The following is a 24,644-nucleotide window of genomic DNA, read 5'->3' as shown; positions in this document are numbered from 1 at the left end:
TCAACGGAATATTCAAGAATCTTATATCACAAGAAAGATGAAATTGAAAAAACAGTATATTTCCTTATTCGTCATGGCGCTTGTCTCCACCATCACCATTTCCTGTACTTCTGGTTTTGAGGATGCCAACGAGAACCCTAATTCTATCAGTACTGACGTCAATCTCCATGCCTACAACTTCTTTGAACCTATCCTGTATCGTACAGCCAGCCAATGGCTCAACTATACTTGGTACTGGAACGATGAACTCATCCAGTTTACTGCTTTCACAGGCGGTACCACTCGTGAGGAACACCGCTACAAGATTTCTGACCAGGACTGGAAAGGCGTCTGGAATTTTTATTCCGGATATGCCAACGATGACATGCAGATGATCAAACAGGCAGAGAACGACGGAGATGCTTCCCTGCATGCCATCGGCCTCACGCTGAAAGTTCTCCTCATGTCCAATCTGACGGATATGTATGGTGACATTCCCTACTCTCAGGCCTTCAAGATTTCCGAGGGTGTCTCAAAACCAGTATTTGATTCTCAGGAAGAGGTCTACAAGGAAATGTTCGCTGACCTGGACTCTGCCAATACCATCTACAATGCACATCCTATATTCCAGAAAGCCAGCCTTGACGGCATGTACAACGGGGATATGTCCAAATGGCAGAAATTCAACAATTCTCTCTATCTGAGATTGATCTGCCGTATCAGCGGACGCAGTGGGATGGAACCTGCAAAACTCTTTGCCCATATTCTGGACAATCCCGCACAATACCCGATATTCACGTCCAATGACGATAACGCTACCGTCCATTTCAAGAGCACGGACCCCTACAGGAGTTTCTTCGCTGACTACAGTGAAAACGATTTCACTTCAGCAGGACGTAAACTCACTCAGCAGTTGATCAAGATGACGGTAGAATACAATGCCAAAAACACCGAGATCTATGAAGATCCGCGCCTGGCTATCTGGGGAAAGAAAGCCAAGAAATACACCACATGGAAAGGTACCGTCTCCGGTTGTACGTCTGAAGAGCAAAACAAAGTTGATATAGGGACTTCGTGGCTGAACACTGAGGTATTCTGCCGCGATGAGATGCCGGCTGACTATATGGATTATGCTGAGGTGAACTTCATTCTCTGCGAAGCAGCCTATAAAGGGCTCATCTCCGGGGGTGAAGCCAAAGCCAAAACTTACTATGAGGCAGGTATCACCGCTTCCATGCAGAAATGGGGTGCTTTAGGTCAATTCAGTGCGACACCGGTGACGATCACTCAAAGTGATATAGACACCTATCTCGCCTCACCGCTCGGCTCTTGGGACAGCAATCCGAACAAGGAAGAATTGATTGCCAACCAGAAATATCTCGCATTGTTCTTCGTCGGGATGGAAGCTTACCACGAATACCGCCGTACAGGTTATCCGATACTGACCATCGGCGCCGGCACACTCAATGACCATGTCCTTCCTACACGTTTCGCCTACCCTACCGTTACGATGGCAACCAACAGTGACAATGCCAATGCTGCTCTCAAACGAATGGGAGGTGCCAATGACATGAAGACACCTGTCTGGTGGAGCAAACAGGCGATCGAAGCTGACGGAAAATAATCTTTGCAGCGAATGGCAGCGTGGAATGTCGAGTCAAAGACAAACTTCTCCAAACGATTGTCGATAGTTTTGATTAATTTTGTAAGTTCTATTACTATTCATCATGAACAAGAAATTATTGCATATTTTTCTGGGATTAATGGTCGTTCCGTTCTTCTTCGCCTCCGTAGAAGGCATGGAGAAGAATTCCACATCAAGAGACGAGAGTATCCATGTCTCTTCAACGGTCGAGAATGTGAATGTGAAGGGCACAGTTGCCTGTGACGGAAAAGGTGTCCCCGACGTGGAAGTTTCTGACGGCTATGAGGTGACCCTCACTGACACAGAAGGCCGATACGAGTTGCATTCCAAAAAGCAAAACGGATACGTCTTCATCTCCATCCCTTCAGGCTATGAGGTTGCTTCAGAGGGGAGTCGTCCTATCTTCTTCCAGTATTTGACCAAAGGGACTAATGTCGTAGAGACGAAAGACTTCAATCTAAAAAGGGTGGACAACACTCATTACTACATATTGTGTTTCTCTGATGTCCACCTGGCAGCCCGAAATAACGACACGGAAGTTTTTGACCGGTCATTCATTCCTGATATCAATGCGACCATCAAACGCTTGAGAGCCGGTGGGGCTAAGGTTTACGGCATCGCCTTGGGGGACCTGACATGGGATCTATATTGGTATAAGAACCATTTCGGTTTGAAAGAATACCTGCCGTATATCAACAAAGTAGATTGTCCGGTGTTCAATGTCATGGGAAATCATGACAATGATCCCTATTCTACAAACAATCCGGCAGATGGAACTGACGTTGACTGGAATGCCGCACGTCCTTTCAAGAAGATTATCGGTCCTTCTTACTATTCCTTTAACTTGGGTAAGGCGCATTACGTCGTCTTGGACGATATCCAGTATCTGAACGATGGCGGTTCTGACGGAACTGTAGGCGCCCGCAATTACAGGAACCGGATCGTAGATGCACAGATGGATTGGCTGAAGAAAGACTTGGCGACAGTCAAGGACAAGAAAGCGCCTTTGGTCATTGCCATGCATATCCCCTTGTATAACAATCCCAAACTGAATGGGCAAACGCAAAAAGACAGTTATCAATTGGAAACGGACAATGCCGAAGCCTTGAAACAACTGTTGTCCGGTTTCAGCAATGTCCATCTCTTCACCGGTCACACGCATCTGGACTACAATGTGACCAGAGACTCTAATCTCTATGAGCACAACACGCCTGCGGTCTGTGCAACGTGGTGGTGGACCAGTAAGAACGGATACGCTGGCAACATGATCTGCAAGGACGGTACCTCTGCAGGATACGGCATCTATGATTTCGATGGCGACAGTCTCACCTGGCAATATAAGGCAGTCGGGTATGAACCGGACTATCAATTCAGAACTTATGACCTGAACAGATGCCAGATCACAGCGGACAAGTATGCTCCGTCCATAGATGAAACTGACGTCGCTCCATACGCAAGTGTCTATACCAAGAAGAATCTTCAGAATCAGGTTCTGATCAATGTCTGGAACTATGATCCTTCATGGAAGATAGAAGTGACGGAAAATGGTGTCGAATTGCCTGTCAAACGGGTTTTCAGAAAGGATCCCCTTCACATTATTTCCTATGAGATGATTCGTTTGAGGAATGGCGACAGACCTACGAAAGACTTTGTTACGACCAAGACGGCACACCTGTTTCTGACTCAGGCCTCCAGTCCGATATCCACTCTGACCGTCAAAGTTACAGACCGTTTCGGCAATGTCTATACGCAAGAGATGAAACGCCCTAAAGAACTCTCATGTGATATGAAGTAAGATACTTATTCTATCTCTTTTGTATCTGTGGGAATGCCTTAAAAAACATGACCACAGATACCGAAGATAAAATAAAAATCACTGCAAAAGTCAAGTTGGTATTGAACTTGCTGGAATTTCATTGCAAAAGAAAAACATTAAAAAATTCCACAATGAATTTCAATAACCGCTCATTCAATATCAAAATGACTTCCCGAACACAATCAACAAACTTTCTTAACCCCTTTTAAAATTGCCGTTAAGATTCCGTAACTACTTTAATTTCTTCAAACTCGCTTCCAACTTTTTCTGACTGATTCCTATATATCCTTGGGAAAGGTTTTCTTTCTGTCCTTCAGTCAGTACATACTTGAGAAAAGCAATGACAACTGGGTTGGTCGGTACATCTTTAGATACCAAGTACAAATCACGTGCCGGAGGGGAAGGATACTTACCGTCAGCAATTGCCTTTACCAATTTGCTTTTAGTATCATAAAAGCGTTCATCCGGATCAATCTTCCCATTTCCGTTAATGTCAATCGGGAGTATGGACAAACCCGGATTCAATTTCCCTGATTTGCCATCATAAGCATAACTGAGATTATTCAAGCCTATCCCATTCTTGTTCTTTTGGACAGCCTGAGCAACACCAGGGTCTCCGAACACACCTACACCTTTCAAATCCTCCTGCTTTTTGCCCAGATATTTCGCCCAAGTACCCGCTGCTCCACAAGCATCACTACGGGTATAGACAGCTATAGGTGTAGAATTGGCGTCCTTCGCCACCTGGCCCCATGTCTTCAACTTCCCCGTGATCCAAATCCCGGCAAATACTTGACGTGTCGCGCCTTTTGTCAACAGGTCTTTCAGTACAGGGTTCTTGACATTAATCGTAGGGACAACAGCATCTTTGGCTACGGTAAACCCAACAGCACCATGTGAGATTTCCGACGGATCAAGTTCACGGCTCACCATCCCGAGGTCAACGGCATTCGACAAAGCATCAGTGATACCCTTACCTGCTCCACCTGCCGAGATGTCTATCTTCACATCCGGATGAAGTTTTCTAAAATCATCTGCCCACTTGACGACAAGTGGATACAAAGCGAATGCCCCTGAAATAGAAATTTCACCTGAGAGATTTCCCCCTCTTAAGTTCGCCTTCTTACTCTTGCTTCCACAAGCACTTAAACTTACTGTCACCAAAGCAACCAAGATGACAGTTAAAAGACTCCATAATTTTTTCTTCATTCCATTTCCATTTAAAACTGTACAAAAATCTGAGTTTCCACTTGATTCTTATCCTTTGCTACTTTGTTAGCTTCGTACGTGTATGCAGCCTGAATACGGATATTTTTCAATGGGAAGACATTTATGCCGACCTGATAATTAGTCTGTCTTTCCTCAGCATCACGATCCGGTTTGAAAGTATCATAGCTGAGTACAGGTTCTATGATCGGTAAGACTTTCCAAGCTGCAAAAGCATACACACCATCACTTTTCTGTCCAGCAGTGTTACCGGAAATATATTCACTGCGCACAGTCCATCGACTATCCTTCCATTCAGCTCCGGCACTTGTACGAATTCTGACATGTTCTGCTCCTTTTGCGCCATAACTTCCCTGGTAATGACCTACTGTCAAGGATAAAGCCGAAACAGGTAAAAAATACAAGAGTCCGGCAAAATCCTTTTTATTGTTATCATCTTTTGCATTAATGCCGTTGCCATTGAAAAGTCCGGCATTGTACTTGACGAAATAATGTCCATCACGAGCCTTGAATAAATCCCCATACAAGAGGAGACCGATATCCCTACCATTGGCTTTGATTCCACTGATGTCATTATAGCCATTGAGTTGATCAACGACTGCCGGGTTCTCAATGGTCTGCCAAGTGGTTGGCCCATAAAGATTCTCCTGAGAATAAGGCAATTTACACTCTCCAAATTCAAGATTGAACTCAGGGCGGATTTTCCACCTTAAATAAGCATCCAACACTTTAGCACTAGTTTCATACTCAGCCTGAAACTTGTAATCGACCTTATCACTTAAATTCCCTGTAGCTGATATACGTACACGACGTATGTCGAAACCTTGCACATCATCATCTGCGTCATCCCAGGAATAACGTGCATTGATAAAACCTGAGAATTTCGGTATCTCTATCTTCTGTGCCTGTACTGGCAAGATCTCAGATACGATGAACAAGATCAAAATCTTTGTTTTCAAATGCCTTTTCTCCATATATATCACTTTTATGCAGTTCCTTATCCAGAACTACTATCAAATTATTTTTGAGCATTATTTTATTCAATCAGGTTCTGCAAATTTACTGCGGATTTTTAGTCTGTACAATCGCTATGAAGGGGTATTTCCAATCACTAAAAAGGGTGAAGCTGATTCAGATAAACTAATGAGAAAGATAACAAAGGTTTGGCATCCGACTGATCTTCTTAAGTTCAATCAATATCTGAGGAATTCCTTCTTGGATGGACCAATTGGCCGACTGAAATTATTATCTGTATACAAACAACCTATTTATTTAGATATACTCCTTGGCGGAATTAAATGACTAAAAGATTGATGTTCAAAAGTTACACATATCGTTGATAGTTAGTCACCTCACCGTGATATTACATCTCAGCCCAGTCGAACGTATTCACAACTTATATTCAAGTTTCGTGAAGACTTTCGGCAGCCTAAAGGATTTATCGAAAGATTTAGTCAATAAACGTGGTAATACCCCCCTTCTGAATGCCATGCAGCATCTTGCTGACCTGTAAGCCAAAAACGAATCCGTTCCCCGCCAATTTCCTCTCTGTTCCCTGCCGTCCCTCTCCGTTCCTTATTGCGTTTTTTAGATCAAACCGGTTGAGTCAATCTGTTGACAGGATGAGCAGGGTGTAAAGACGTACGTCATTAGGGGTTCATGTCGTACGTTATTAGGTTGTAAGGACGTACGTTATTAAGGTATAAGGACGTACGTTATTAGAGTGTAAGGACGTACGTGAACAGAAACCCCAAAAACACGTGGACAGAACCTTAAAGAATTCGTCTACGACATTCATGGAGTGGTAAACAGAACGTATAGTCGTGTGTCAACAAAATTCATGGATAAGTTGTCAATGAAATAATAGACGTGCATCTTCAGATGCGGAGATGTGTACCGACAGAAATTCAAAGTATCGGAATTCGTAGGATATGATATAACAAGATGGAAATCAATCCAAGATTTCAGAGAGTTACCTGGCAAGAGATATTAACACGGTGTCTTGGCAGAAACAAGAGTTACTTGAGAAACAAATAACTACAAAAAGAGAGGAATCAAAATTAAAACACAGACTGAAGGCTTCGGATATTTTCAAGTATTAGACCCTATATTCTCTAAATAAAAAATCTGGAACGGAAAGTCATCCCGGTCCAGATTATGATTGTTTGCTAAATGAACTTATCGCTTGATTCGACCTCCCGAAGCCGTGATATTATCAAGGATTTCATCTTCACTTACCAGATTCTGATCACCTGATATCGTATTCTTCAATGCGCTGGCAGAAAGGGCGAAGTCCAGATTACGTTGATTGTCCTCAGCGCATTTGATAAGTGCATGAATGTAGGCTGCGACAAAGGCATCCCCTACCCCCATAGGATCTACAATAGGTTGGATATCGTACAGACGGGAAGTATAAAGGGTATCCTTCTCTGCATCATAGAGCAACCCGGTCAGGATGTGATGCCGGCTGCTTAACTGGTTGCGCAAGGCCATCACCATCTTCTTGCACCGCGGGAACAATTTGTGCATTTCATGAAAGTAGGCTATATAGGCATCTCGGTCAATCTCAAAATGACTGTCCTTTGCCGTAAATGGAATATGACTTACCCCACTGGCCACTTCCCATTCATTCTGATCGCCAAAAATCATGTCACTATACTGCAACATCTGGAAAAGAACATCTCGAGGATTCAACCCATAGTTCCACAGATTACCTCTGTAATTGATGTCCGCTGTGATATGTACACCAAGATGATCAGCTTGAGCCAAGGCATCAAAAGTCGTGTCCATCGCATCCCGGCTGATCGCACAAGTGATACCCGAACAATGGAAGTAGGCAGCATCCTTCAAAATCTCTTTCCAGGGGATCATTCCCCGTTCCAAGGTATAAAACGAAGACCATTTGCGATCGTATACAACTTTGGAATTACGCATAGCTGCTCCACGTTCGAAATAATAGGTTCCAAGACGATCTCCACCTCTGACGACATGACCCACATCCAGCCCGAACTGGCGAAGGTGCATCAAGGCTGCATCCCCCATCGGATTCTGGGGAACCCGAGTGACGAACTCCGCATCATCACCTAAATTGGCGAGTGATACCGCTACATTCGCTTCACTCCCTCCAAAATGACCTTCAAAAAGACTGCCCTCTGTCAGTCTGAGATAGCCCGGTTTGGAAAACCTCAGCATAATCTCCCCAAATGTAACGATCTTTGTCCGTTTCATATTTTCAATTTTAATCTCATTTCCGGATATGCCTGCCTCATCACACAGACAAGGCGTTGCCCTCTAAAGGGGAGCATGACTAAATGCATGCATACTCATTCTTAAATAAAACAAAGGCTCAGTCTCTTCCAAGAAACCGAGCCTCAGAGTATCGTTCTTGACTACTTTCGATTCTCTTGCCGGCCCTCCCGAAGAATACTCCAGGAAAGGAGGCTGAGCAATCAGAAAGCATCAATTCTTCGTATTCTTGACGAGTTCCATTGTGTCCCTTGCGATGACAATTTCCTCATCGGTAGGGATCACCATAACCTTTACCTTAGAATCAGGTGTGGAAATAGGACCTTCTTTTCCAAGGACCATCTCCTCGTTCTTCTTCTCATCAAACTTGACACCGAGGAATTCCAATCCCTGGCAGGCTGACTGACGCATATCGGTCTGATTCTCTCCGACACCTGCCGTAAAGATGATGATATCTACACCACCCATAGCAGCTGCATAAGAACCAATATATTTCTTGATGCGATAAGCATACATCTTCAGAGCCAGTTGTGCACGTTTATTTCCACTAAGTGCAGCGGCATCTACGTCACGCATGTCAGAAGACACTCCGGAAATACCCAGTACACCACATTCCTTGTTGAGGTAGTCAGCCATTTCCTGAGGTTGCTTATGCAGTTTTTCCATCAAATAGGTTACTGCAGAAGGATCTATGTCCCCAGAACGGCTACCCATCATCAGACCGGCAAGAGGAGTCAATCCCATAGAGGTATCAATGACTTTTCCGCCTTTGATGGCTGCTACGGAAGCACCGTTGCCGATATGGCAAGAGATGATCTTCTGGTCCTTGATGTTCACTCCCAGGACCTCGCAGGCACGATGGGAGACATAACGATGGCTCGTTCCATGAAAGCCGTAACGACGCACATGATATTTCGTATAGAGTTCATAAGGTACGGCGTACAGATAGGCATAGTCAGGCATTGTACTATGGAATGCGTTGTCAAAGACCGTCACCTGAGGTGTATGAGGCATCAACGCATCTACGGCACGAATACCTTTCAAGTGACCTGCATTATGGACAGGTGCGAGATCACAGAGACTTTCTATGCCAGCTTCAACCTTCTTGTCAACGATACAACTTTTCTCGAATATATCTCCGCCCTGCACGATACGATGACCGACAGCATCGATTTCACTCAAGTCTTTGATAGCGCCGATCTTCGGATCGAGCAACATCTTGAATACGAAATTGACACCTTCCTTATGGTCGGGCATATCATGCATGATCTTCTGGCTCTTTCCGTCAGGCAACTTCACTTTGATGAAGGCATTATCGAGGCCGATACGCTCTACACCGCCTTGGGCTAGAACAGACTCATCGTCCATGTTGTACAGTTTATACTTGATGGACGAACTACCGCAGTTTAACACTAATATTTTCATCGCTTATCTTTCCTTTAATTTGTCATCCAAATATTTCGATTCAGGCATTCTTCTTGGCAAACTGTGCCTGGCAGGAAGTAACAGCGATCATATAGTAGATATCACTCACTGAGCAACCACGAGAAAGGTCGTTGACCGGGCGAGCGATACCCTGCAGGATCGGACCTATGGAAATGGCTCCACCCAGACGCTCTACAAGTTTGCAACCGATATTGCCGACGTCAAGATTAGGAACGACGAGCACATTGGCCTTGCCGGCGATCTTACTACCCGGAGCTTTGCGTGCTCCAACAACAGGATCAAGAGCAGCATCCACCTGCATCTCACCGTCTACCTTCAAGTCAGGGAACTTCTCCTTGGCAATCTTCGTAGCATCTTTGACCTTATCGATGATATAGACACTCTTGCCGGTCTTCTTATCTATGGCATCCTTAGCACTTCCCTTGGTGGAGAAACTCAACATGGCGACGCGGGGTTCCTTGAAACCAGCTACACGAGTAGCAGTCAGTGCGGTAGTATAAGCAATCTGAGCGAGTTGGTCTGCATTCGGATTAGGTGTCACTGCGACATCACCCATCAACACGACACCATTCTCACCATATTGTTTCTGATGAGTGACCAAGAGCATCGCACCTGATACACAGGTAATGCCCGGTGCGCATTTGATGATCTGCAATGCAGGGCGAAGGGTATCGCCTGTCGTACTCAAAGCACCCGAAATCTGACCGTCAGCACCTTCTGTCTTGATGATCATACAACCCAGATAGAGGTTGTTATGCAGGACCAGGTCACGGGCCTTTTCTATCGTCATGCCCTTCTTCTGACGCAACTCCGTCAGCAAAGCTGCATATTCTTCAGCCTTGGGGTTATTCAAAGGATCCACGATCTGAGCTTTGGAAATATTCTTCAAGCCCCATTTCTCAGCCAACTCTTTGATACGTACAGGATTGCCGATCAGAACTAAGTTTGCAAGGTCATCTCCCAATGCCTTGTCAGCTGCCTTTAAAGTACGCTCCTCTTCTGCTTCAGGGAGCACAATGCGCTGCTTATCCGCTTTGGCGCGTGCAACGATCTGATTTAATAAGTCCATAGTTTGTATTTTATAATTCTTAGAAATTCACAAATCTTTCTACTATTAACAAGAAGTATCGTACCTCCATAAAACAAAAGGCACGTCACTTTCCAAATTGTCATTTCAATATTGCAAATATAGTAAAATTTATCGATAAAAAAAGCGTTGGTTGGATAAATTTTACTAAATACTTATGACATTTCACGCGTGAGTATACTCTCCAACTCCTCAGCTGAAAGCCTCAACCGGAAAGTACCTTTAATGGCTACGGAAATCTTGCCTGTCTCCTCTGAGACGACCACGGCAATGGCATCACTATTCTGAGAGATACCCATGGCTGCACGGTGGCGGAGACCCAATTCCTTCGGTATATCCAGGTTGTGTGAAACCGGCAGGATACAACCTGCAGCCTTGATGCGTTTTTTGGAAATGACCATTGCACCGTCATGCAAAGGTGAATTCTTGAAAAAGATGTTTTCGATCAACCGCTGGTTGATACGGGCATCTATGATATCCCCCGTATCTACGATGTCATTCAGAGGTACGGAACGCTCAATGACGATGAGAGCACCGACAAACTTCTTGCTCATGCTCATGCACGCAAGGACGATCGGCATGATGGCCTCTTTGTCTTCTTTCCTATCATTGCCGTTTCTGGAAGAACGCCTGAACAACTTCACGAATTTCCGGATACCTTTCTGAGAGCCGAGTTCGTAAAGGAATTTCCGGACATCTTCCTGGAAGATGACGATAAGGGCGATCACTCCCACACTGACCAGTTTATCCAGTATCGCCCCCAAGAGTTTCATCTCCAGAACCCGACTGACAAACAGCCACATCAGGATAAAAACCATAATGCCGACGAAGATGTTAAGCGAGCGACTCGCCTTCATCAGTTTGTAAACATAGTACAACATCAGAGCGACTAGGAAAATGTCGATAATGTCTTTAAGTCCGAATTCGAATGGCATGGTTTTTATCTTAAATCATCGGTCATATTATTAATTGCCGGTATCCTCTTTTTTATGGTACTACAGAAACCTGCGTTTGTGCCACATCATCAGAAGAGATCAACTCTGCTTCATTTCCTCCACGATTTTCACAGCCTCTACGGCAGGTTTCACATCATGTACACGAAGGATGGAGGCACCTTTCATCAGCGCTATCGTATTGAGAACGGTCGTGCCGTTCAATGCAGTCGTCGGATCACCGCCGACCAACTTGTATATCATGCTCTTGCGTGAAACACCTACCAAGACCGGAAGATGCAGGACTTCCAGTTTCTCAGCTTCTCCAGAGAGGCGGTAATTGTCTTCCAGAGTCTTCCCGAACCCATATCCAGGATCCAGAATAATATCACGGGCACCTACATCACGCAATTCCTGCACCTCAGCGGCAAAAGCGACCAGCATATCATGCAGATTGGATTTGACGGACATGAGGATATAAGGCACTTTCAAGTCACCCACGACATCAAACATCCGTTCTTCCTCATGTATCGGCGTATTGACAATACCTGTCAAACCGCCTTCGGAAACATCATTGATGATGTCTGCCCCCCAGTCTTCGATACAACGGCGGGCAACAATGGGACGATAAGTGTCTACAGAGACAATTGCATCAGGCAACTCACGGCGAATGACAGCCATGGCTTCCTTCAGGCGGCGGGACTCTTCCTCTTCACTGACAACGGTAGCCCCGGGGCGTGTAGAAAACGCACCCACATCAATCATCGAGCCTCCTTCATCTATGATTTGCAAAGATCTCTGAGCTATCTCCTTTTCAGTCTGTTTCCTGCTCCCTACATAAAAACTGTCAGGAGTAACGTTGATGATCCCCATGACTTGAGGAGTGGACAAATCCACTAACCGGCCACGAACATTCAACGTAAAATTTGTTTTTTTCATCTATAAACTCTCATTTCTACGCAACGATCAAGACTGATTGCCGAAAAGCTCCGGAAATACTCACGCCGCTTTGCAAAAATAATCATATTAACTGAGATAATCACCACTTTTCGAGAAAATTGCCACCACTTTTTAAGAAAATTGCAGTAACTTTGCAAGAGTTTAATGATATTATGATGAAAATCTCTGATTTATACAAGATCTATCAGCAGCACCCTGTCATTACGACAGACAGCCGCAACTGTCCCAAAGGGAGCATATTCATAGCCCTCAAGGGTGCGTCTTTTGACGGCAACAAGTTTGCTGCCACTGCTTTGGAAAAAGGTTGCAGCTATGTTATCGTTGATGAACCTGACTGTTGTAAGGCAGATGATGACAGGTATATTCTGACAGACAACTGCCTCAGAACTTACAAAGAACTGGCACGCGAGCATCGCCGGCAATATCAGATTCCTATCATCGGCATCACAGGAACTAACGGCAAGACGACGACCAAGGAATTGGTCTCCGCCGTTCTCCAAAAGAAGTACCGGGTCATGCACACGGAAGGCAACTACAACAATGACGTCGGCGTGCCTAAGACTTTGCTCCGCTTGTCTGACCATGATCAGATAGCAGTGGTAGAAATGGGCGCCAGTCACCTCGGGGATATTAAGAAACTCATCGAATACGTCGAACCTACATGTGGAATGATCACCAACGTAGGAAGAGCTCACCTGCAAGGCTTCGGGAGTTTTGAAGGTGTGATGAAGACAAAGGGCGAACTTTATGATTTCATCAATGCACATAGCGGTCTGATCTTTATCAACCATGACAATCCTCACCTGATGCAGATGGCTCAGGAGCGCAAACTCCACCGGACCATTTACTATGGACAGAAAACCGATGACGCTCTGGCAGTCTGCGGGACGGTCGTGAGTTGCGCACCCTTCCTGAAATTCACTTGGACTACAGGAAAAGCTTATGAGGGACAACCTGCAGAACGTGTACATACCGTACAGACAAAGTTGATAGGTGCCTATAATCTCGACAACATGTTGGCTGCCATCACAATAGGAAGACACTTCGGAGTCAGTGACGAAGACATCGACAATGCGCTGGCTATGTATGTTCCTACGAACAACCGCTCACAACTGACGATTACCCCCCACAATCACCTGGTCGTGGATGCCTATAATGCCAATCCTTCCAGCATGAAAGCTGCGATAGAAGCATTCAAACTGATGGAAGTCCCCGACAAGATGGCCATACTTGGAGACATGCGGGAATTAGGAACTGTCTCAGGCGAGGAGCATCAGAAAGTGATCGGGGAATTAAAGGATGCAGGAATCACCAATGTATGGCTTGTAGGACCCGAATTTGGAAAGACCGATTGTGGATTCCGAAAATTCAAAGACGTCGATGAAGTTAAAACTGAGATTGCACGTCGGCAACCGCAGAACCACTATATCTTGATCAAAGGCAGTAACGGCATCAAATTGTTTGAACTACCATCCCTCTTGTAGAGAGTGGTTCAGACCGATCCTTTCAGGGAAGTTACGGTATTCTGAAATCTTTGATTTTCTCAGAGAATTACCATTTTTCTCAAGGAAAATGCACGTATTTCAGAATTTTGCAGTACCTTTGCACGTGCTTAGCGGGATTTAGCGCAGTTGGTAGCGCACTACGTTCGGGACGTAGGGGTCGGGCGTTCGAGTCGCCTAATCCCGACTCAAGTTTTATAGTCGGCCATCAATCCGTAAACCGGCAACAAAGAAACCACGGGAGTTTTCCCGTGGTTTCTTTGTCTTTATACGATACGCAATCCATCATAGTCATTGTTTTGCACAGGGATAGGGATGCCGTGATTGGATTTTACCACCCCAATCACAAAGTTGCTATGTAACCTGCCAATGCTCTCTATGACACCCAAGGTATTGAGGACAAAATCCTGATAATGCTTCATATCCCTCACATATATTTTCATCAGGAAATCATAATTACCCGAAGTATTCCAGCATTCCACTATTTCATCTATATCCTTTATGGCAGCCATAAACTCGTCACCCCATCGCTTGCCATGCTGTTTCAATTCTATACCGCACAAGATTGTCAGTCCATTCCCAACCTTCTCTGGATTGACAACAGCCATATACCTTTCTATATATCCCTCCCGTTCCAAACGTTTCTGACGCTCGAAAACAGGCGTTGGTGAAAGATGGACTCTCGCTGCCAATTCTTTAGTCGATAATTTGGAGTTTTTCTGCAATTCTTTCAATATCTGCACATCAATATCATCCAATTTTTCCATTTTTGCATTCTATATATACTACTAAATAAAAAATAATATTCTACATATCATCCATATGTTATGCAAATATAGATATATTTCCTGAATTATACGGATAATTTGTCTGTTTTATAATTTATGCTTAATTTTGTCCCCAGATAGAATTCTTACACAATTCGAATCGACGACAAGATAGAAACCGGTCATAGACACAGATTATATACCAGTATGACCGGAATACTAAAATAAGAAAACAATGAAAAAAGCAATCACACCTTCGAAATTAAAGACACAAGTATTAGGGTACCCTCGGATAGGTGCCCACCGGGAACTCAAAAAGGCTTGTGAGGCGTTCTGGAAAGGAAAGATATCTGAAGAAGAACTCCTTGACGCCGGACGTCAGATCAGAAAGGCCAACTGGTTGACACAAAAAGACAAAGGAATTGACCTGATTCCAAGTAATGACTTCTCTTTCTATGACCAGGTACTGGATATGTGTCTGATGCTGGATGCCATCCCTTCGAGATACCGGGACTTGAAAGACAACAAGTCAGCTCTCTATTTTGCGATGGCCAGGGGAATGCAGAAGGATGGAGAAGATGTCATTGCCATGGAGATGACGAAATGGTGGGATACCAATTATCATTACATTGTACCTGAATTCACCAAGCAGCAGCAGTTCAAACTTTTCGACGACAAGGCTGTACGGGAGTTTAAGGAAGCCAAGAGTTTGGGCATACAGACTGTCCCTGTCCTGATCGGCCCGATAACGTTTCTCTTGCTGGGTAAAGAAAAGGAATCTCATTTTAACCGGTTGGAGCTCCTCAACCAACTGCTGCCTACCTATATCCAACTGCTCGAACAACTTGAAAAGGCGGGCAGTGAGTGGGTCCAGATCGAAGAGCCGGCTCTGGTAACAGACCTCCCGGAAGATGCGGCAGAAGCCTATCGCCTTGCCTTTGAGAAGATACACGAGGCTACTCATTTGAAAATTATTTTGAACACTTATTTCGGTGATTTGAAAGACAATGCTGACCTGGCGTTATCACTGCCTGTCGCCGCAATCCATCTGGATTTAGTCAGAGGACCGAAACAGATCCAACTCATATCCCACTTTCCGGAAGACAAGATACTCTCCTTGGGCGTCATCGACGGACGGAACATCTGGAAGGACGACCTTGAACAAGCCCTATCCCTTATCAGAGAGGCCGCAAGCAGATTAGGCTATGACCGGATCTTCATCTCTCCGTCATGCTCATTCCTCCATATCCCCTATGATCTGCAACTGGAACAGAACGAAAATGTCCTGCATCCTGAAATCAAGAGATGGCTGGCTTTCACGTTGCAGAAAACCGAAGAACTGACCACGCTGAAAGGCTACATCAACAATGATACGGAAGCCATCAAACACGTGGTGAGTCAGACCAGAGACCTGAAAGAACGCGCCCAATCGCAAAAGGTCCACGACAAAAAGATCGGTGAACGCCTCAAGAAAATTACTGCTGATGCCTATCACCGTAAGAATGCCTACCCTGTACGCAGAAAACTCCAACATGAGAGACTGAACCTGCCACTGTTCCCCACTACGACAATCGGCTCATTTCCCCAGACAAAGGAAGTCAGAACCTGGCGATCCAAGTTTCGCAAGGGCGAAGTTTCGATAGAAGACTACCGGAAATTTCTGAAAGAGGAAATCGCCAGATGCATCAGTTGGGAGGAAGAAACAGGACTGGATGTCCTCGTACATGGAGAATTCGAGAGAAACGATATGGTCGAATATTTCGGAGAGCAACTCTCCGGGTTTGCATTCACACAAAACGCGTGGGTTCAGAGTTATGGTTCGCGCTGCGTGAAACCCCCAATCATTTATGGAGATGTCTTTCGGCCTCAACCCATGACAGTCGACTGGATCACCTATGCCCAGTCACTGACGAGCAAACCGGTCAAGGGTATGCTCACCGGTCCTGTCACGATTCTGGAATGGTCCTTTGTCCGCAATGACCAACCCCGTTCGGAAACGTGTAAGCAGATTGCCCTGGCGATCAGAGATGAGGTCCAGGATCTAGAGAAAGCCGGTATCAAAATCATTCAGATCGATGAACCGGCCATACGTGAAGGTTTGCCTTTAAGAAAAGAAGAGTGGCCCGACCACCTGAAATGGGCTGTCGACTGTTTCCGCCTTGCTTCAAGTGGCGTGAGGGACGAGACACAGATTCACACCCATATCTGCTATTCAGAATTCAACGACATCATCGCGGATATTGCCCGTATGGATGCAGATGTCATTACGATAGAGTGCTCCCGGTCACAAATGGATCTCCTCGACGTCTTCCACCATTTCCGTTATCCCAACGAAATAGGACCAGGCATCTACGATATTCACTCCATCAGAATACCATCAGTGCAAGAAATCGTCAACCTGCTCAAAAAGGCTGCCGCACTGATCAATCCTGAATATCTGTGGGTCAATCCTGACTGCGGACTCAAGACACGGGGATGGGAGGAGACAAAGCCATCCATCCATAACTTGGTCGAAGCAGCCAAAATACTCAGAAACGACTATAAGAAATAAGAAGATACTCCACTTTCTCTAAGACTTGTCCATCTTCATTGAGCGCAAGTCAAATGATAGCCGCAGCCCTTCGCTCTTAGTACCCCTCTTACAAGCCATAGTCAATATAAGGAGCGAGTCTGGCTATCTCTGCAGGTGGAAAATCCCGGTCATTCGCCAGTTGATTCAAATTCTTGATCGGTCCGTGCAGGCGACGGTAATCATAGATCGTACGTGCTTGATAAAAATTGATATAAGGATGACGGCGGAGTTGATTAACAGTCAACTGATTGATTTTAAGCCGATGAATACCTGAGGGTGAAACCTTCAGGTATTTTTCGGCTTCAGGAGGAACCCCGCCTATCTCCTCAATCTGTTTGACACTGTAAAAGCCGCCTAAACGATTGCGGTAATTGATGATAGCCCGAGCATAAGCACTGCCGATACCCGGAATCTTCTGGAGGGAGGAGGTGTCGGAAGCATTCAGGGATATCTGTTGTCCCAGTTTCAATTTCACCGGATAACTGTAATGGATCGTATCCTCATGCTTTAGGTCTTCAGGGGAACGGTTACCGGTCTGCGAATACAGGCCTGCGGCAGGTGCATAGTCATCAGAGATGCGGATGTAAGGCGCTAAAGTCCTAAACTGCTTCTTCGTCAATCCGTACAAGCGGGCGAAATCAGAAGGTTTCCTGAACATTCCACCCTTCGCACGATAATGATAGAGGCTCCTCACCTGCCAGGGAGCAAGCCCGAGATGAAGCAGTTGTGTACTGTCAGCCGTGTTCGGATCAAAAGGAGCCAATTGCAGTCCCTGTTGTGAGAAGCTACCGCCATATCCTTTGGAATAAGGATAACCCTGTCGCCATCTTCCCTGTTGTCTCAACGGTTGATCCAAAGAATCGGTCAAAGACAAAGAGCGACGGTTCCTTCCGCCAATGAAAAATACCGCTGCCAAGGCGACCACTACCACGACCAGAATCACCAGAATAGCACGACGGTCATTCCGTTGAAGATAAAAAAACTGATTCAGGAACAAGACAACTACGATTTAAAATCCGACCAACAGAAATAAAAAAGCTGCATAGAAAGAAGCAACATAAGTGACGCCGGAAGACCGTTTGTCTGCAAACTTTCGGAAAAGTTTCAAGATTAATAATTCGTGTTTCATCGTATTAGACTTTAGTATTCATGATTTCAGGATACCCTATTCTGAAAAGCGGGAGTCAAAGCTCGTTCAAGTTGATAACGCAACCTAACCACTTATATTGCCCCGAATTGATGTAAAAAGATAGCGAGAATGCACAATGGGCACAAGATGCGGACAGCGAAAAGATATAGGCCGAAAGTCCGTCCCTTCAATGTTCCCCAGTTAGTGTACTCATCCTGAACCATCTTCTTGGGTATCAACCACCCCACCAACAAGCAAGTCAGCAGAGAGCCCAAAGGCAGGAGGATATCAGAGGTCAGATTATTGCAGAAATCGAGAAAAGACATGCCTAAGACCTTGAGACCCGACACAGCCCCACAAGACAAGGCACAAGGTACTCCGATGACACAACAACAGGCCGTCTCTATCCATGCCCCCTTCTTCCGTGTCAGATGAAATTCCTCATAGAAGAAAGACGTGCCGATCTCATGCATCGAAATCGTAGACGTCAGTGCAGCCAACGCGAGCAAAGTATAGAAAAGCACGGCTACAAGATAGCCGATGACCGGAACTGATGCGAAAGCCTGCTGGAACACGCCGGGCAATGTCAGGAAGATCAACGCAGGACCACTATCAGGATTGACGCCTACTGAAAAAGCGGCAGGGAAAATCATGAGACCGGCTAAGATGGCAACACCGGTATCAATCAGAGCAATCTGGGTAGCAGAAGTACCCAGTTTTGTCTGCCGACTGAAGTAAGAAGCATAGGTGCAAAGGCATGCCGACCCAAGACTCAAGGAAAAGAAGGCCTGGCCTAAGGCGTCAAAGATGACATGAGGTGTCACCTTAGAGAAATCCGGTTTGAAGAGGAAGATTATCCCCTTTGAGGCATTCGGCAGAAGACAGGATGCAACAACGATCAGGATCAGGATGAGGAACAGTGCAGGCATCATAATACCGGAAGCTCTTTCCAGTCCCTTCCTCACCCCTTTGACGACAATGAAATGCGTCAGCATGATAAAGACAATGGTCCAGAGGACAGGTTTGAAAGGATCTGCAGAAAAATCTTGGAAATAGTTTTTTACTTCCTGTGCATTGCCGTGGATCTGTCCTATCATGGAACCGAAAAGATATTGCAGGCACCACCCCGCAATAACGGCATAGAAACCTAAGACGATCATTGACGTGAAAACACCCAGATAACCGATTATACCCCCGGGACCACCTTTAGAAACTTTGCGATAGGCCCTTGCGGCATTCGCAGCAGAATGACGGCCGATGATAAACTCACTGACCATGCCGGGAATGCCGAGAGCCAGCACACAACCGATATACGCCAACAGGAAGGCGGCTCCGCCATCATGCCCTGTCATATACGGAAAGCGCCAGATATTCCCTAATCCCACAGCAGAACCTGCCGTAGCCAAAATCGCGCCTATCTTTGTACCGAAGTTTTCTCTTTCTTTTCCTGGCATTACATTACTAACTATTAATGTTGATATACAGCAAAATTACAAAAATAATATCTATTTGACAATAATTAGGAAGTAAATATAGGAAAGCAACTGAAATAAAAGTTGTTTTTCAATACAAATGACCTATCCCAGGCAAAAGGGCATAAAAAAAGGCAGGTATAAAATCCCCACCTTTAACCGAACCCAATTACAAACAAGGAACACCCATCACTTCAGAGGTACATAGCCGCATTTCATGACGATCTGCTGCCCACGCTGAGAAAGAAGGAAGTGAATAAAAGGCAATACCCTGGACGACTTATCCGCTGTATAATAATAGAAAAGCGGGCGGATAATCGGATAGATACGTTTGTGACCGGTCATCATATTCGGATAAACGAACCTCCTGTTGTCATAAGAGACGTGCAGTGCCTTGACATACTTGTTGACATAAGCGAGTCCGACATATCCTATCGCTCCCCTCGTCTGCCTCACAGACTGGATGACGGCACCTGTCGCAGGCATAGACAAGACACCAGCCATATAGTTCTTTTCTTTCAACACACTCGTCTTGAAAAATTCGTATGTCCCTGAAGAAGTTTCACGGGAATAGACAATGATCTTCAAGTTAGGTCCCCGTCTGTGAGTAACCGGGTCCACCAGTTGTTTCCAATTCGTCAATTTGCCTCTGAAGATCAGTTCCAGTTGAGCCCTCGTCAGATGAGAGATAGGATTTGAAGGGTTGACAACCACGGCCAAAGCATCGTAAGCGACGATGACCTGCCGGAGTTCTTTATGGTTCTTCTTCAGGTTCATCCTTTCCCCGAACTTGATGGAGCGGGAAGCCATAGCGATGTCTGTAGTCCCGTCAAGAAGAGACGAGATTCCTACGCCCGAGCCGCCGCCCGTTACCATCAAATGCGCATTCGGATGAGATTTCATATAGGTTTCAGATGCTTCCTGAGAAACAGGCAATACGGTATCACTACCCTTGATTTTCTGTGCATCGGCAACTCCTGAAAAGACCAGGAGCAAAGCAATCAGTACAAAATTGATTATTTTCATATCCTATTTATTTTCTGCAAAATAAGTCTTTCCGTATTACAAGCATTTTGCGAACAGATTACATTCGGGTTACAAAACCTATAAAAACAAGAAATGTAACAAGATCGTAACGTTTTCTTTACACAGAATTCACATCCCATACCTACTTTTGCACTCAAAGTAACAAGTAAATGTATGAAAGCATTCTTTGAAAAAGTAATCAGTGGTATTATTACATGCAGCGGTTTTCTGACCAGTATAGTCATCGTATTGATTATCGTATTTCTTTTTTCTGAGGGTTTCGGATTGTTTTCCCAGAAGTCAATAGAAGACGGTTATACATTGGTCGTCAACAAGTCCAATCCGGTCAATGAGTTGAATGCCGACCAAATCAACAAGGTATTTGACCAAGACATCAGCAATTGGAAGCAATTAGGCGGAAAAGACCGCCCCATCAAAGTTTTCAGGTTTGACGATATGCTCTCCTATTTCAGTGAGAAGCAACTGGGGAAGAATTATGAAAACGCAGGGAAATGCATCAACCAGTTAGTGGAGACCTATCCCGGTCTCATCGGTTTCGTGCCCAAGGAATTCGTCCAAAAGGATTTCAAAGGCAAGCAATTGAAGGACCATCACATCTCGTTTTCCGAAACGCTTTTTGGGAAGCAATGGTTTCCGACAGCGACACCTGCAGCCCAGTTCGGGTTCTTACCTCTTATATTAGGGACGATATGGGTGACCTTCTTCGCGATCTTGTTCTCCCTGCCTTTCGGTCTATCTGTCTCCATCTATCTTTCGGAAGTCGCCAGTCCGAAGATCCGGGCATTCCTCAAGCCGATCATCGAACTCCTGAATGGCATCCCTTCAGTGGTCTACGGTTTCTTCGGACTCATTGTCATCGTGCCCCTTCTGCAGGACATCTTCCACTTACCGGTAGGGGAAAGCGGACTGGCAGGGAGTATCGTACTGGCAATTATGGCATTGCCTACCATCATATCGGTGAGTGAGGATGCCATGCAGAACTGTCCCCGGGAAATGCGGGAAGCCAGTCTTGCCTTAGGCGCCACGCAATGGCAGACTATATATAAGGTGGTGATCCCTTACTCCATATCAGGCATCACATCCGCCATCGTACTGGGTATCGGCCGTGCATTCGGAGAGACGATGGCCGTGCTGATGGTCACAGGCAATGCAGCCGTCATCCCGACATCTCTCACGGATCCCCTCCGGACCATACCTGCTACCATCGCAGCTGAATTAGGTGAGGCACCTGCAGGCGGCCCTCACTATCAATCCCTCTTCCTGCTCGGCATCATCCTGTTTATCATGACGATGATCGTCAACTGGAGTGTAGAGTATATTTCTTCAAAAAACAAATAAACGCGATATGAATCAGTTTGTATTTCCACAAAATGCACATCAGCATAAAAAACTGGCACAGAATGTAGCCTTCGGAATATTCAGGCTACTCAGTATCATCATCGTACTGATACTCGTCGTCATCTTAGCCTTTATCATCAAGAAAGGTATTGGCGTCCTGAACTGGGATTTCATCACGACCTTCCCTTCTGACGGGATGAAAGGTGGTGGAATCCTCCCCGCCATCGTCGGCACCCTCTGTCTGATGGTAGGAGGAGCGATCTTCGCTTTTCCCCTAGGCATCATGAGCGGGATCTATATGAACGAATATGCCACAAACGGAAAAGTCATCCGGTTCATCCGAATGATGACCAACAATCTTGCAGGCGTACCTTCCATTGTCTTCGGTCTGTTCGGAATGGCGCTTTTCGTCAATTTCTTCGGATTCGGAGACAGCATCCTTTCCGGGTCACTGACACTCGGACTACTGGCACTGCCACTGGTCATCCGCACAACTGAAGAAGCACTCAAAGCCATCCCCGACAGTTTCAGGGAGGGCAGTCGGGCACTCGGTGCCACCAAACTCCAAACGATATGGCACGTCGTCCTGCCTATGGCTATGCCGAATATCATGACCGGTCTGATCCTGTCGTTAGGACGAATCTCAGGGGAGACGGCCCCGATTCTGTTCACCTGCGCCGCCTACTTCCTGCCCCAACTCCCCCACAGCATCTTCGACCAATGTATGGCACTCCCCTATCACTTGTATGTCCTCGCTACCAGCGGAACAGATATGGACAAACAGATGCCTATTGCTTACGGTACAGCACTGGTACTTATCCTGATGATCCTCATCATCAACTTGATTGCCAACTTCCTCCGCATTTATTTTCAGAGAAAATTAAAAAAGAACTAAGATGTATAAAATTGAAGCAAAACATGTCAATTTCTATTATGGTACTTTCCAGGCATTGAAAGATATCAGCCTGAAAGTCAATGAGCATGAAGTCGTTGCCTTCATCGGGCCTTCAGGGTGTGGCAAGTCCACATTTCTCAGACTGTTCAACCGAATGAACGACCTCATCCCCGGAACCAGACTGGAAGGTGAGATTGACATTGATGAACATAACATTTATGATAAATCCGTCAATATCGACTTATTGAGGAAGAATGTAGGCATGGTTTTCCAGCGCCCTAATCCTTTTCCGAAAAGCATCTACGAGAATGTAGCCTATGGCCTTCGCGTGAACGGCGTAAAGGATGAAAAATTTATCCGGGAGAGGGTCGAGCAGACGTTGAAAGGCGCAGCGCTGTGGGACGAGGTCAAAGACAAACTGAAACAATCTGCCTACGCCTTGTCAGGCGGGCAGCAGCAGCGTCTCTGCATCGCACGGTCAATGGCTGTCAATCCGGACATCCTGCTCATGGATGAACCGGCCTCAGCCCTAGACCCGATATCCACGACGAAGATCGAAGAACTGATCTATGAGATCAAGAAACAGTACACGATCATCATCGTCACCCACAACATGCAGCAGGCTGCACGTGTCAGCGACAAGACCGCATTCTTCTATCTCGGCCAACTCATCGAGTTTGACGACACCAAGAAAATCTTCACGAATCCTTCTAAGGAAGCGACACAAAATTATATCACCGGTCGATTCGGTTGATACAGACTAAGAAAATAAACTGATTTTTTCCATATTAATCATTTGTAAATTCAATAATTATGGTAAAATTTATCGAAGAGGAGTTGATGACCATCCGCAAGGAAATCCTGGACATGTGGGCATTGGTCTACGACCAGATGAAAACGGCGTGCGATGCTATCCCCACCGCAGACAAGAAGAAAGCATGGAAAGTCATCATCCGTGAAAAGAGAGTTAATGCTTCAGAGTTGAAAATAGATTGTGATGTAGAGGACTTCCTCGTCCTGTACACCCCCGTAGCCATTGATCTGCGGTTTGCCTTGGCAATGCTGAAGATGAACGCAGACTTGGAGCGCATCGGAGATTTCGCCGAAGGCATCGCGCGCTTCATCATCAAAGATGAAGGAGACGAGACACCGGATCCGGAATTGCTCAAAAAACTCCGGTTGACTGAAATGGTCGAACAGGTCCTGTCCATGATGGACACAGCCCGGCAGGCGCTGGTACGCGAAGATATGGACTTGGCCAACAGTCTCTTTGCAAAAGACAATATCGTAGACGAGATCAACGGGAACGTCTCAAAGATACTGGCAGACTACGTACATAACAAACCCGAAAAGGCTCAGTTCTGTTTCGATTTCAAGAGTGTATTCCTCAAACTGGAACGTGCCGGAGACCATACCACGAACCTGGATGAAGAGATCATCTTCTACATTGACGCAAAAGTCATGAAACACAGCTATGACAATTCCAAAAGTGACGAGGCTCTCCACCACATCATGAACGAAGGCAAGAATTAGATCCAAAGAGGACAAGCCCACACGACCTGCCCTAATGAAGAGCATTTTGCA

Annotated in this window: 19 protein-coding genes and 1 tRNA gene; 9 read left to right on the top strand and 11 right to left on the bottom strand. The window is 45.6% G+C overall.

The window, feature by feature from the left end:
- The first annotated feature begins 37 nt into the window (after window positions 1-37).
- Both NG821_RS06245 and NG821_RS06240 read left to right on the top strand, forming a co-directional pair.
- On the top strand, window positions 38-1,603 hold the full coding sequence (locus tag NG821_RS06245) for a SusD/RagB family nutrient-binding outer membrane lipoprotein (protein WP_252760801.1): 1,566 nt from the start codon (window positions 38-40) through the stop codon (window positions 1,601-1,603).
- Window positions 1,604-1,706: 103 nt separating this feature from the next.
- Window positions 1,707-3,419 (top strand): calcineurin-like phosphoesterase C-terminal domain-containing protein, encoded by a 1,713-nt coding sequence (locus NG821_RS06240; RefSeq protein WP_252760800.1) that lies wholly within the window; start codon window positions 1,707-1,709, stop codon window positions 3,417-3,419.
- Window positions 3,420-3,671: 252 nt separating this feature from the next.
- On the opposite strand, the gene NG821_RS06235 is transcribed toward NG821_RS06240, so the two are convergent.
- The 7 genes from NG821_RS06235 to folP form a co-directional block, all read right to left on the bottom strand.
- Window positions 3,672-4,649 carry a PstS family phosphate ABC transporter substrate-binding protein gene (locus NG821_RS06235; RefSeq protein ID WP_252760799.1) on the bottom strand — a complete coding sequence of 326 codons (978 nt, stop codon included), beginning with the start codon at window positions 4,647-4,649 and terminating at the stop codon, window positions 3,672-3,674.
- 11 nt (window positions 4,650-4,660) lie between these two features.
- A complete protein-coding gene (locus NG821_RS06230; RefSeq protein WP_252760798.1) occupies window positions 4,661-5,641 on the bottom strand; it encodes a porin in 981 nt (326 codons plus the stop codon).
- A 1,204-nt stretch (window positions 5,642-6,845) separates the two neighbouring features.
- Window positions 6,846-7,895, bottom strand: a complete 1,050-nt coding sequence (locus NG821_RS06225) for a sugar kinase (protein WP_252760797.1) — start codon at window positions 7,893-7,895, stop codon at window positions 6,846-6,848.
- A gap of 231 nt (window positions 7,896-8,126) precedes the next feature.
- A complete protein-coding gene (locus NG821_RS06220) occupies window positions 8,127-9,338 on the bottom strand; it encodes an acetate kinase (protein ID WP_252760796.1) in 1,212 nt (403 codons plus the stop codon).
- A 40-nt stretch (window positions 9,339-9,378) separates the two neighbouring features.
- Window positions 9,379-10,428 carry a phosphate acetyltransferase gene (gene pta, locus NG821_RS06215; RefSeq protein WP_252760795.1) on the bottom strand — a complete coding sequence of 350 codons (1,050 nt, stop codon included), beginning with the start codon at window positions 10,426-10,428 and terminating at the stop codon, window positions 9,379-9,381.
- A 173-nt stretch (window positions 10,429-10,601) separates the two neighbouring features.
- Window positions 10,602-11,381, bottom strand: a complete 780-nt coding sequence (cdaA, locus tag NG821_RS06210; RefSeq protein WP_252760794.1) for a diadenylate cyclase CdaA — start codon at window positions 11,379-11,381, stop codon at window positions 10,602-10,604.
- A 99-nt stretch (window positions 11,382-11,480) separates the two neighbouring features.
- Window positions 11,481-12,317 (bottom strand): dihydropteroate synthase, encoded by an 837-nt coding sequence (gene folP / locus NG821_RS06205; protein ID WP_252760793.1) that lies wholly within the window; start codon window positions 12,315-12,317, stop codon window positions 11,481-11,483.
- 176 nt (window positions 12,318-12,493) lie between these two features.
- Here folP and NG821_RS06200 point away from each other — a divergent pair, with 176 nt between their 5' ends.
- Window positions 12,494-13,822: a UDP-N-acetylmuramoyl-tripeptide--D-alanyl-D-alanine ligase gene (locus NG821_RS06200; protein ID WP_252760811.1), complete on the top strand. Its 1,329-nt coding sequence runs from the start codon at window positions 12,494-12,496 to the stop codon at window positions 13,820-13,822.
- 132 nt (window positions 13,823-13,954) lie between these two features.
- Window positions 13,955-14,027 (top strand) — tRNA-Pro (locus NG821_RS06195).
- Between the two features lie 79 nt (window positions 14,028-14,106).
- Here NG821_RS06195 and NG821_RS06190 read toward each other — a convergent pair.
- Window positions 14,107-14,607, bottom strand: coding sequence for an Lrp/AsnC family transcriptional regulator (locus tag NG821_RS06190; protein WP_252760792.1), 501 nt, complete (start codon window positions 14,605-14,607; stop codon window positions 14,107-14,109).
- 235 nt (window positions 14,608-14,842) lie between these two features.
- On the opposite strand from NG821_RS06190, the gene metE reads away from it, so the two are divergent.
- On the top strand, window positions 14,843-17,158 hold the full coding sequence (gene metE, locus NG821_RS06185; protein WP_252760791.1) for a 5-methyltetrahydropteroyltriglutamate--homocysteine S-methyltransferase: 2,316 nt from the start codon (window positions 14,843-14,845) through the stop codon (window positions 17,156-17,158).
- A gap of 88 nt (window positions 17,159-17,246) precedes the next feature.
- Here metE and NG821_RS06180 read toward each other — a convergent pair whose 3' ends face one another.
- The 3 genes from NG821_RS06180 to NG821_RS06170 all read right to left on the bottom strand — a co-directional run bounded on the left by NG821_RS06180 (window position 17,247) and on the right by NG821_RS06170 (window position 20,806).
- Entirely contained in the window at window positions 17,247-18,176 is a 930-nt protein-coding gene (locus NG821_RS06180; RefSeq protein WP_252760790.1) for a helix-hairpin-helix domain-containing protein, read from the bottom strand.
- A gap of 224 nt (window positions 18,177-18,400) precedes the next feature.
- Window positions 18,401-19,762: a sodium-dependent transporter gene (locus NG821_RS06175; RefSeq protein WP_252760789.1), complete on the bottom strand. Its 1,362-nt coding sequence runs from the start codon at window positions 19,760-19,762 to the stop codon at window positions 18,401-18,403.
- Window positions 19,763-19,969: 207 nt separating this feature from the next.
- Window positions 19,970-20,806 (bottom strand): PstS family phosphate ABC transporter substrate-binding protein, encoded by an 837-nt coding sequence (locus tag NG821_RS06170; protein ID WP_252760788.1) that lies wholly within the window; start codon window positions 20,804-20,806, stop codon window positions 19,970-19,972.
- Between the two features lie 174 nt (window positions 20,807-20,980).
- Here NG821_RS06170 and pstC point away from each other — a divergent pair, with 174 nt between their 5' ends.
- Genes pstC through phoU form a run of 4 tightly spaced genes read left to right on the top strand, consistent with a single transcriptional unit; the run spans window position 20,981 to window position 24,593 of the window.
- The gene (pstC, locus tag NG821_RS06165) at window positions 20,981-22,165 is read left to right on the top strand and encodes a phosphate ABC transporter permease subunit PstC (RefSeq protein WP_252760787.1); all 1,185 of its coding nucleotides are present in this window, start codon (window positions 20,981-20,983) and stop codon (window positions 22,163-22,165) included.
- Window positions 22,166-22,172: 7 nt separating this feature from the next.
- Entirely contained in the window at window positions 22,173-23,060 is an 888-nt protein-coding gene (gene pstA, locus NG821_RS06160; RefSeq protein ID WP_252760786.1) for a phosphate ABC transporter permease PstA, read from the top strand.
- A gap of 1 nt (window position 23,061) precedes the next feature.
- Window positions 23,062-23,814, top strand: a complete 753-nt coding sequence (gene pstB, locus NG821_RS06155) for a phosphate ABC transporter ATP-binding protein PstB (RefSeq protein ID WP_252760785.1) — start codon at window positions 23,062-23,064, stop codon at window positions 23,812-23,814.
- 59 nt (window positions 23,815-23,873) lie between these two features.
- Complete coding sequence (phoU, locus tag NG821_RS06150; RefSeq protein WP_252760784.1) at window positions 23,874-24,593, top strand: phosphate signaling complex protein PhoU; 720 nt, start codon at window positions 23,874-23,876, stop codon at window positions 24,591-24,593.
- The last annotated feature ends 51 nt before the right edge of the window (window positions 24,594-24,644 follow it).

The organism is Segatella cerevisiae (assembly GCF_024054555.1).
Classification (GTDB): Bacteria; Bacteroidota; Bacteroidia; order Bacteroidales; family Bacteroidaceae; genus Prevotella; species Prevotella cerevisiae.
This window is presented reverse-complemented; position numbering and strand designations above follow the sequence as displayed.

What these genes read in the sequence shown, in the direction of transcription:
- pta (WP_252760795.1), bottom strand. Translation starts at nt 10,428, where the DNA reads ATGGACTTATTAAATCAGATCGTTGCACGCGCCAAAGCGGATAAGCAG.
- NG821_RS06220 (WP_252760796.1), bottom strand. Translation starts at nt 9,338, where the DNA reads ATGAAAATATTAGTGTTAAACTGCGGTAGTTCGTCCATCAAGTATAAA.
- pstB (WP_252760785.1), top strand. Translation starts at nt 23,062, where the DNA reads ATGTATAAAATTGAAGCAAAACATGTCAATTTCTATTATGGTACTTTC.
- NG821_RS06230 (WP_252760798.1), bottom strand. Translation starts at nt 5,641, where the DNA reads ATGGAGAAAAGGCATTTGAAAACAAAGATTTTGATCTTGTTCATCGTA.
- NG821_RS06240 (WP_252760800.1), top strand. Translation starts at nt 1,707, where the DNA reads ATGAACAAGAAATTATTGCATATTTTTCTGGGATTAATGGTCGTTCCG.
- pstA (WP_252760786.1), top strand. Translation starts at nt 22,173, where the DNA reads ATGAATCAGTTTGTATTTCCACAAAATGCACATCAGCATAAAAAACTG.
- NG821_RS06245 (WP_252760801.1), top strand. Translation starts at nt 38, where the DNA reads ATGAAATTGAAAAAACAGTATATTTCCTTATTCGTCATGGCGCTTGTC.
- phoU (WP_252760784.1), top strand. Translation starts at nt 23,874, where the DNA reads ATGGTAAAATTTATCGAAGAGGAGTTGATGACCATCCGCAAGGAAATC.
- NG821_RS06200 (WP_252760811.1), top strand. Translation starts at nt 12,494, where the DNA reads ATGAAAATCTCTGATTTATACAAGATCTATCAGCAGCACCCTGTCATT.
- NG821_RS06225 (WP_252760797.1), bottom strand. Translation starts at nt 7,895, where the DNA reads ATGAAACGGACAAAGATCGTTACATTTGGGGAGATTATGCTGAGGTTT.
- cdaA (WP_252760794.1), bottom strand. Translation starts at nt 11,381, where the DNA reads ATGCCATTCGAATTCGGACTTAAAGACATTATCGACATTTTCCTAGTC.
- folP (WP_252760793.1), bottom strand. Translation starts at nt 12,317, where the DNA reads ATGAAAAAAACAAATTTTACGTTGAATGTTCGTGGCCGGTTAGTGGAT.
- NG821_RS06170 (WP_252760788.1), bottom strand. Translation starts at nt 20,806, where the DNA reads ATGAAAATAATCAATTTTGTACTGATTGCTTTGCTCCTGGTCTTTTCA.
- NG821_RS06190 (WP_252760792.1), bottom strand. Translation starts at nt 14,607, where the DNA reads ATGGAAAAATTGGATGATATTGATGTGCAGATATTGAAAGAATTGCAG.
- NG821_RS06175 (WP_252760789.1), bottom strand. Translation starts at nt 19,762, where the DNA reads ATGCCAGGAAAAGAAAGAGAAAACTTCGGTACAAAGATAGGCGCGATT.
- NG821_RS06235 (WP_252760799.1), bottom strand. Translation starts at nt 4,649, where the DNA reads ATGAAGAAAAAATTATGGAGTCTTTTAACTGTCATCTTGGTTGCTTTG.
- pstC (WP_252760787.1), top strand. Translation starts at nt 20,981, where the DNA reads ATGAAAGCATTCTTTGAAAAAGTAATCAGTGGTATTATTACATGCAGC.
- metE (WP_252760791.1), top strand. Translation starts at nt 14,843, where the DNA reads ATGAAAAAAGCAATCACACCTTCGAAATTAAAGACACAAGTATTAGGG.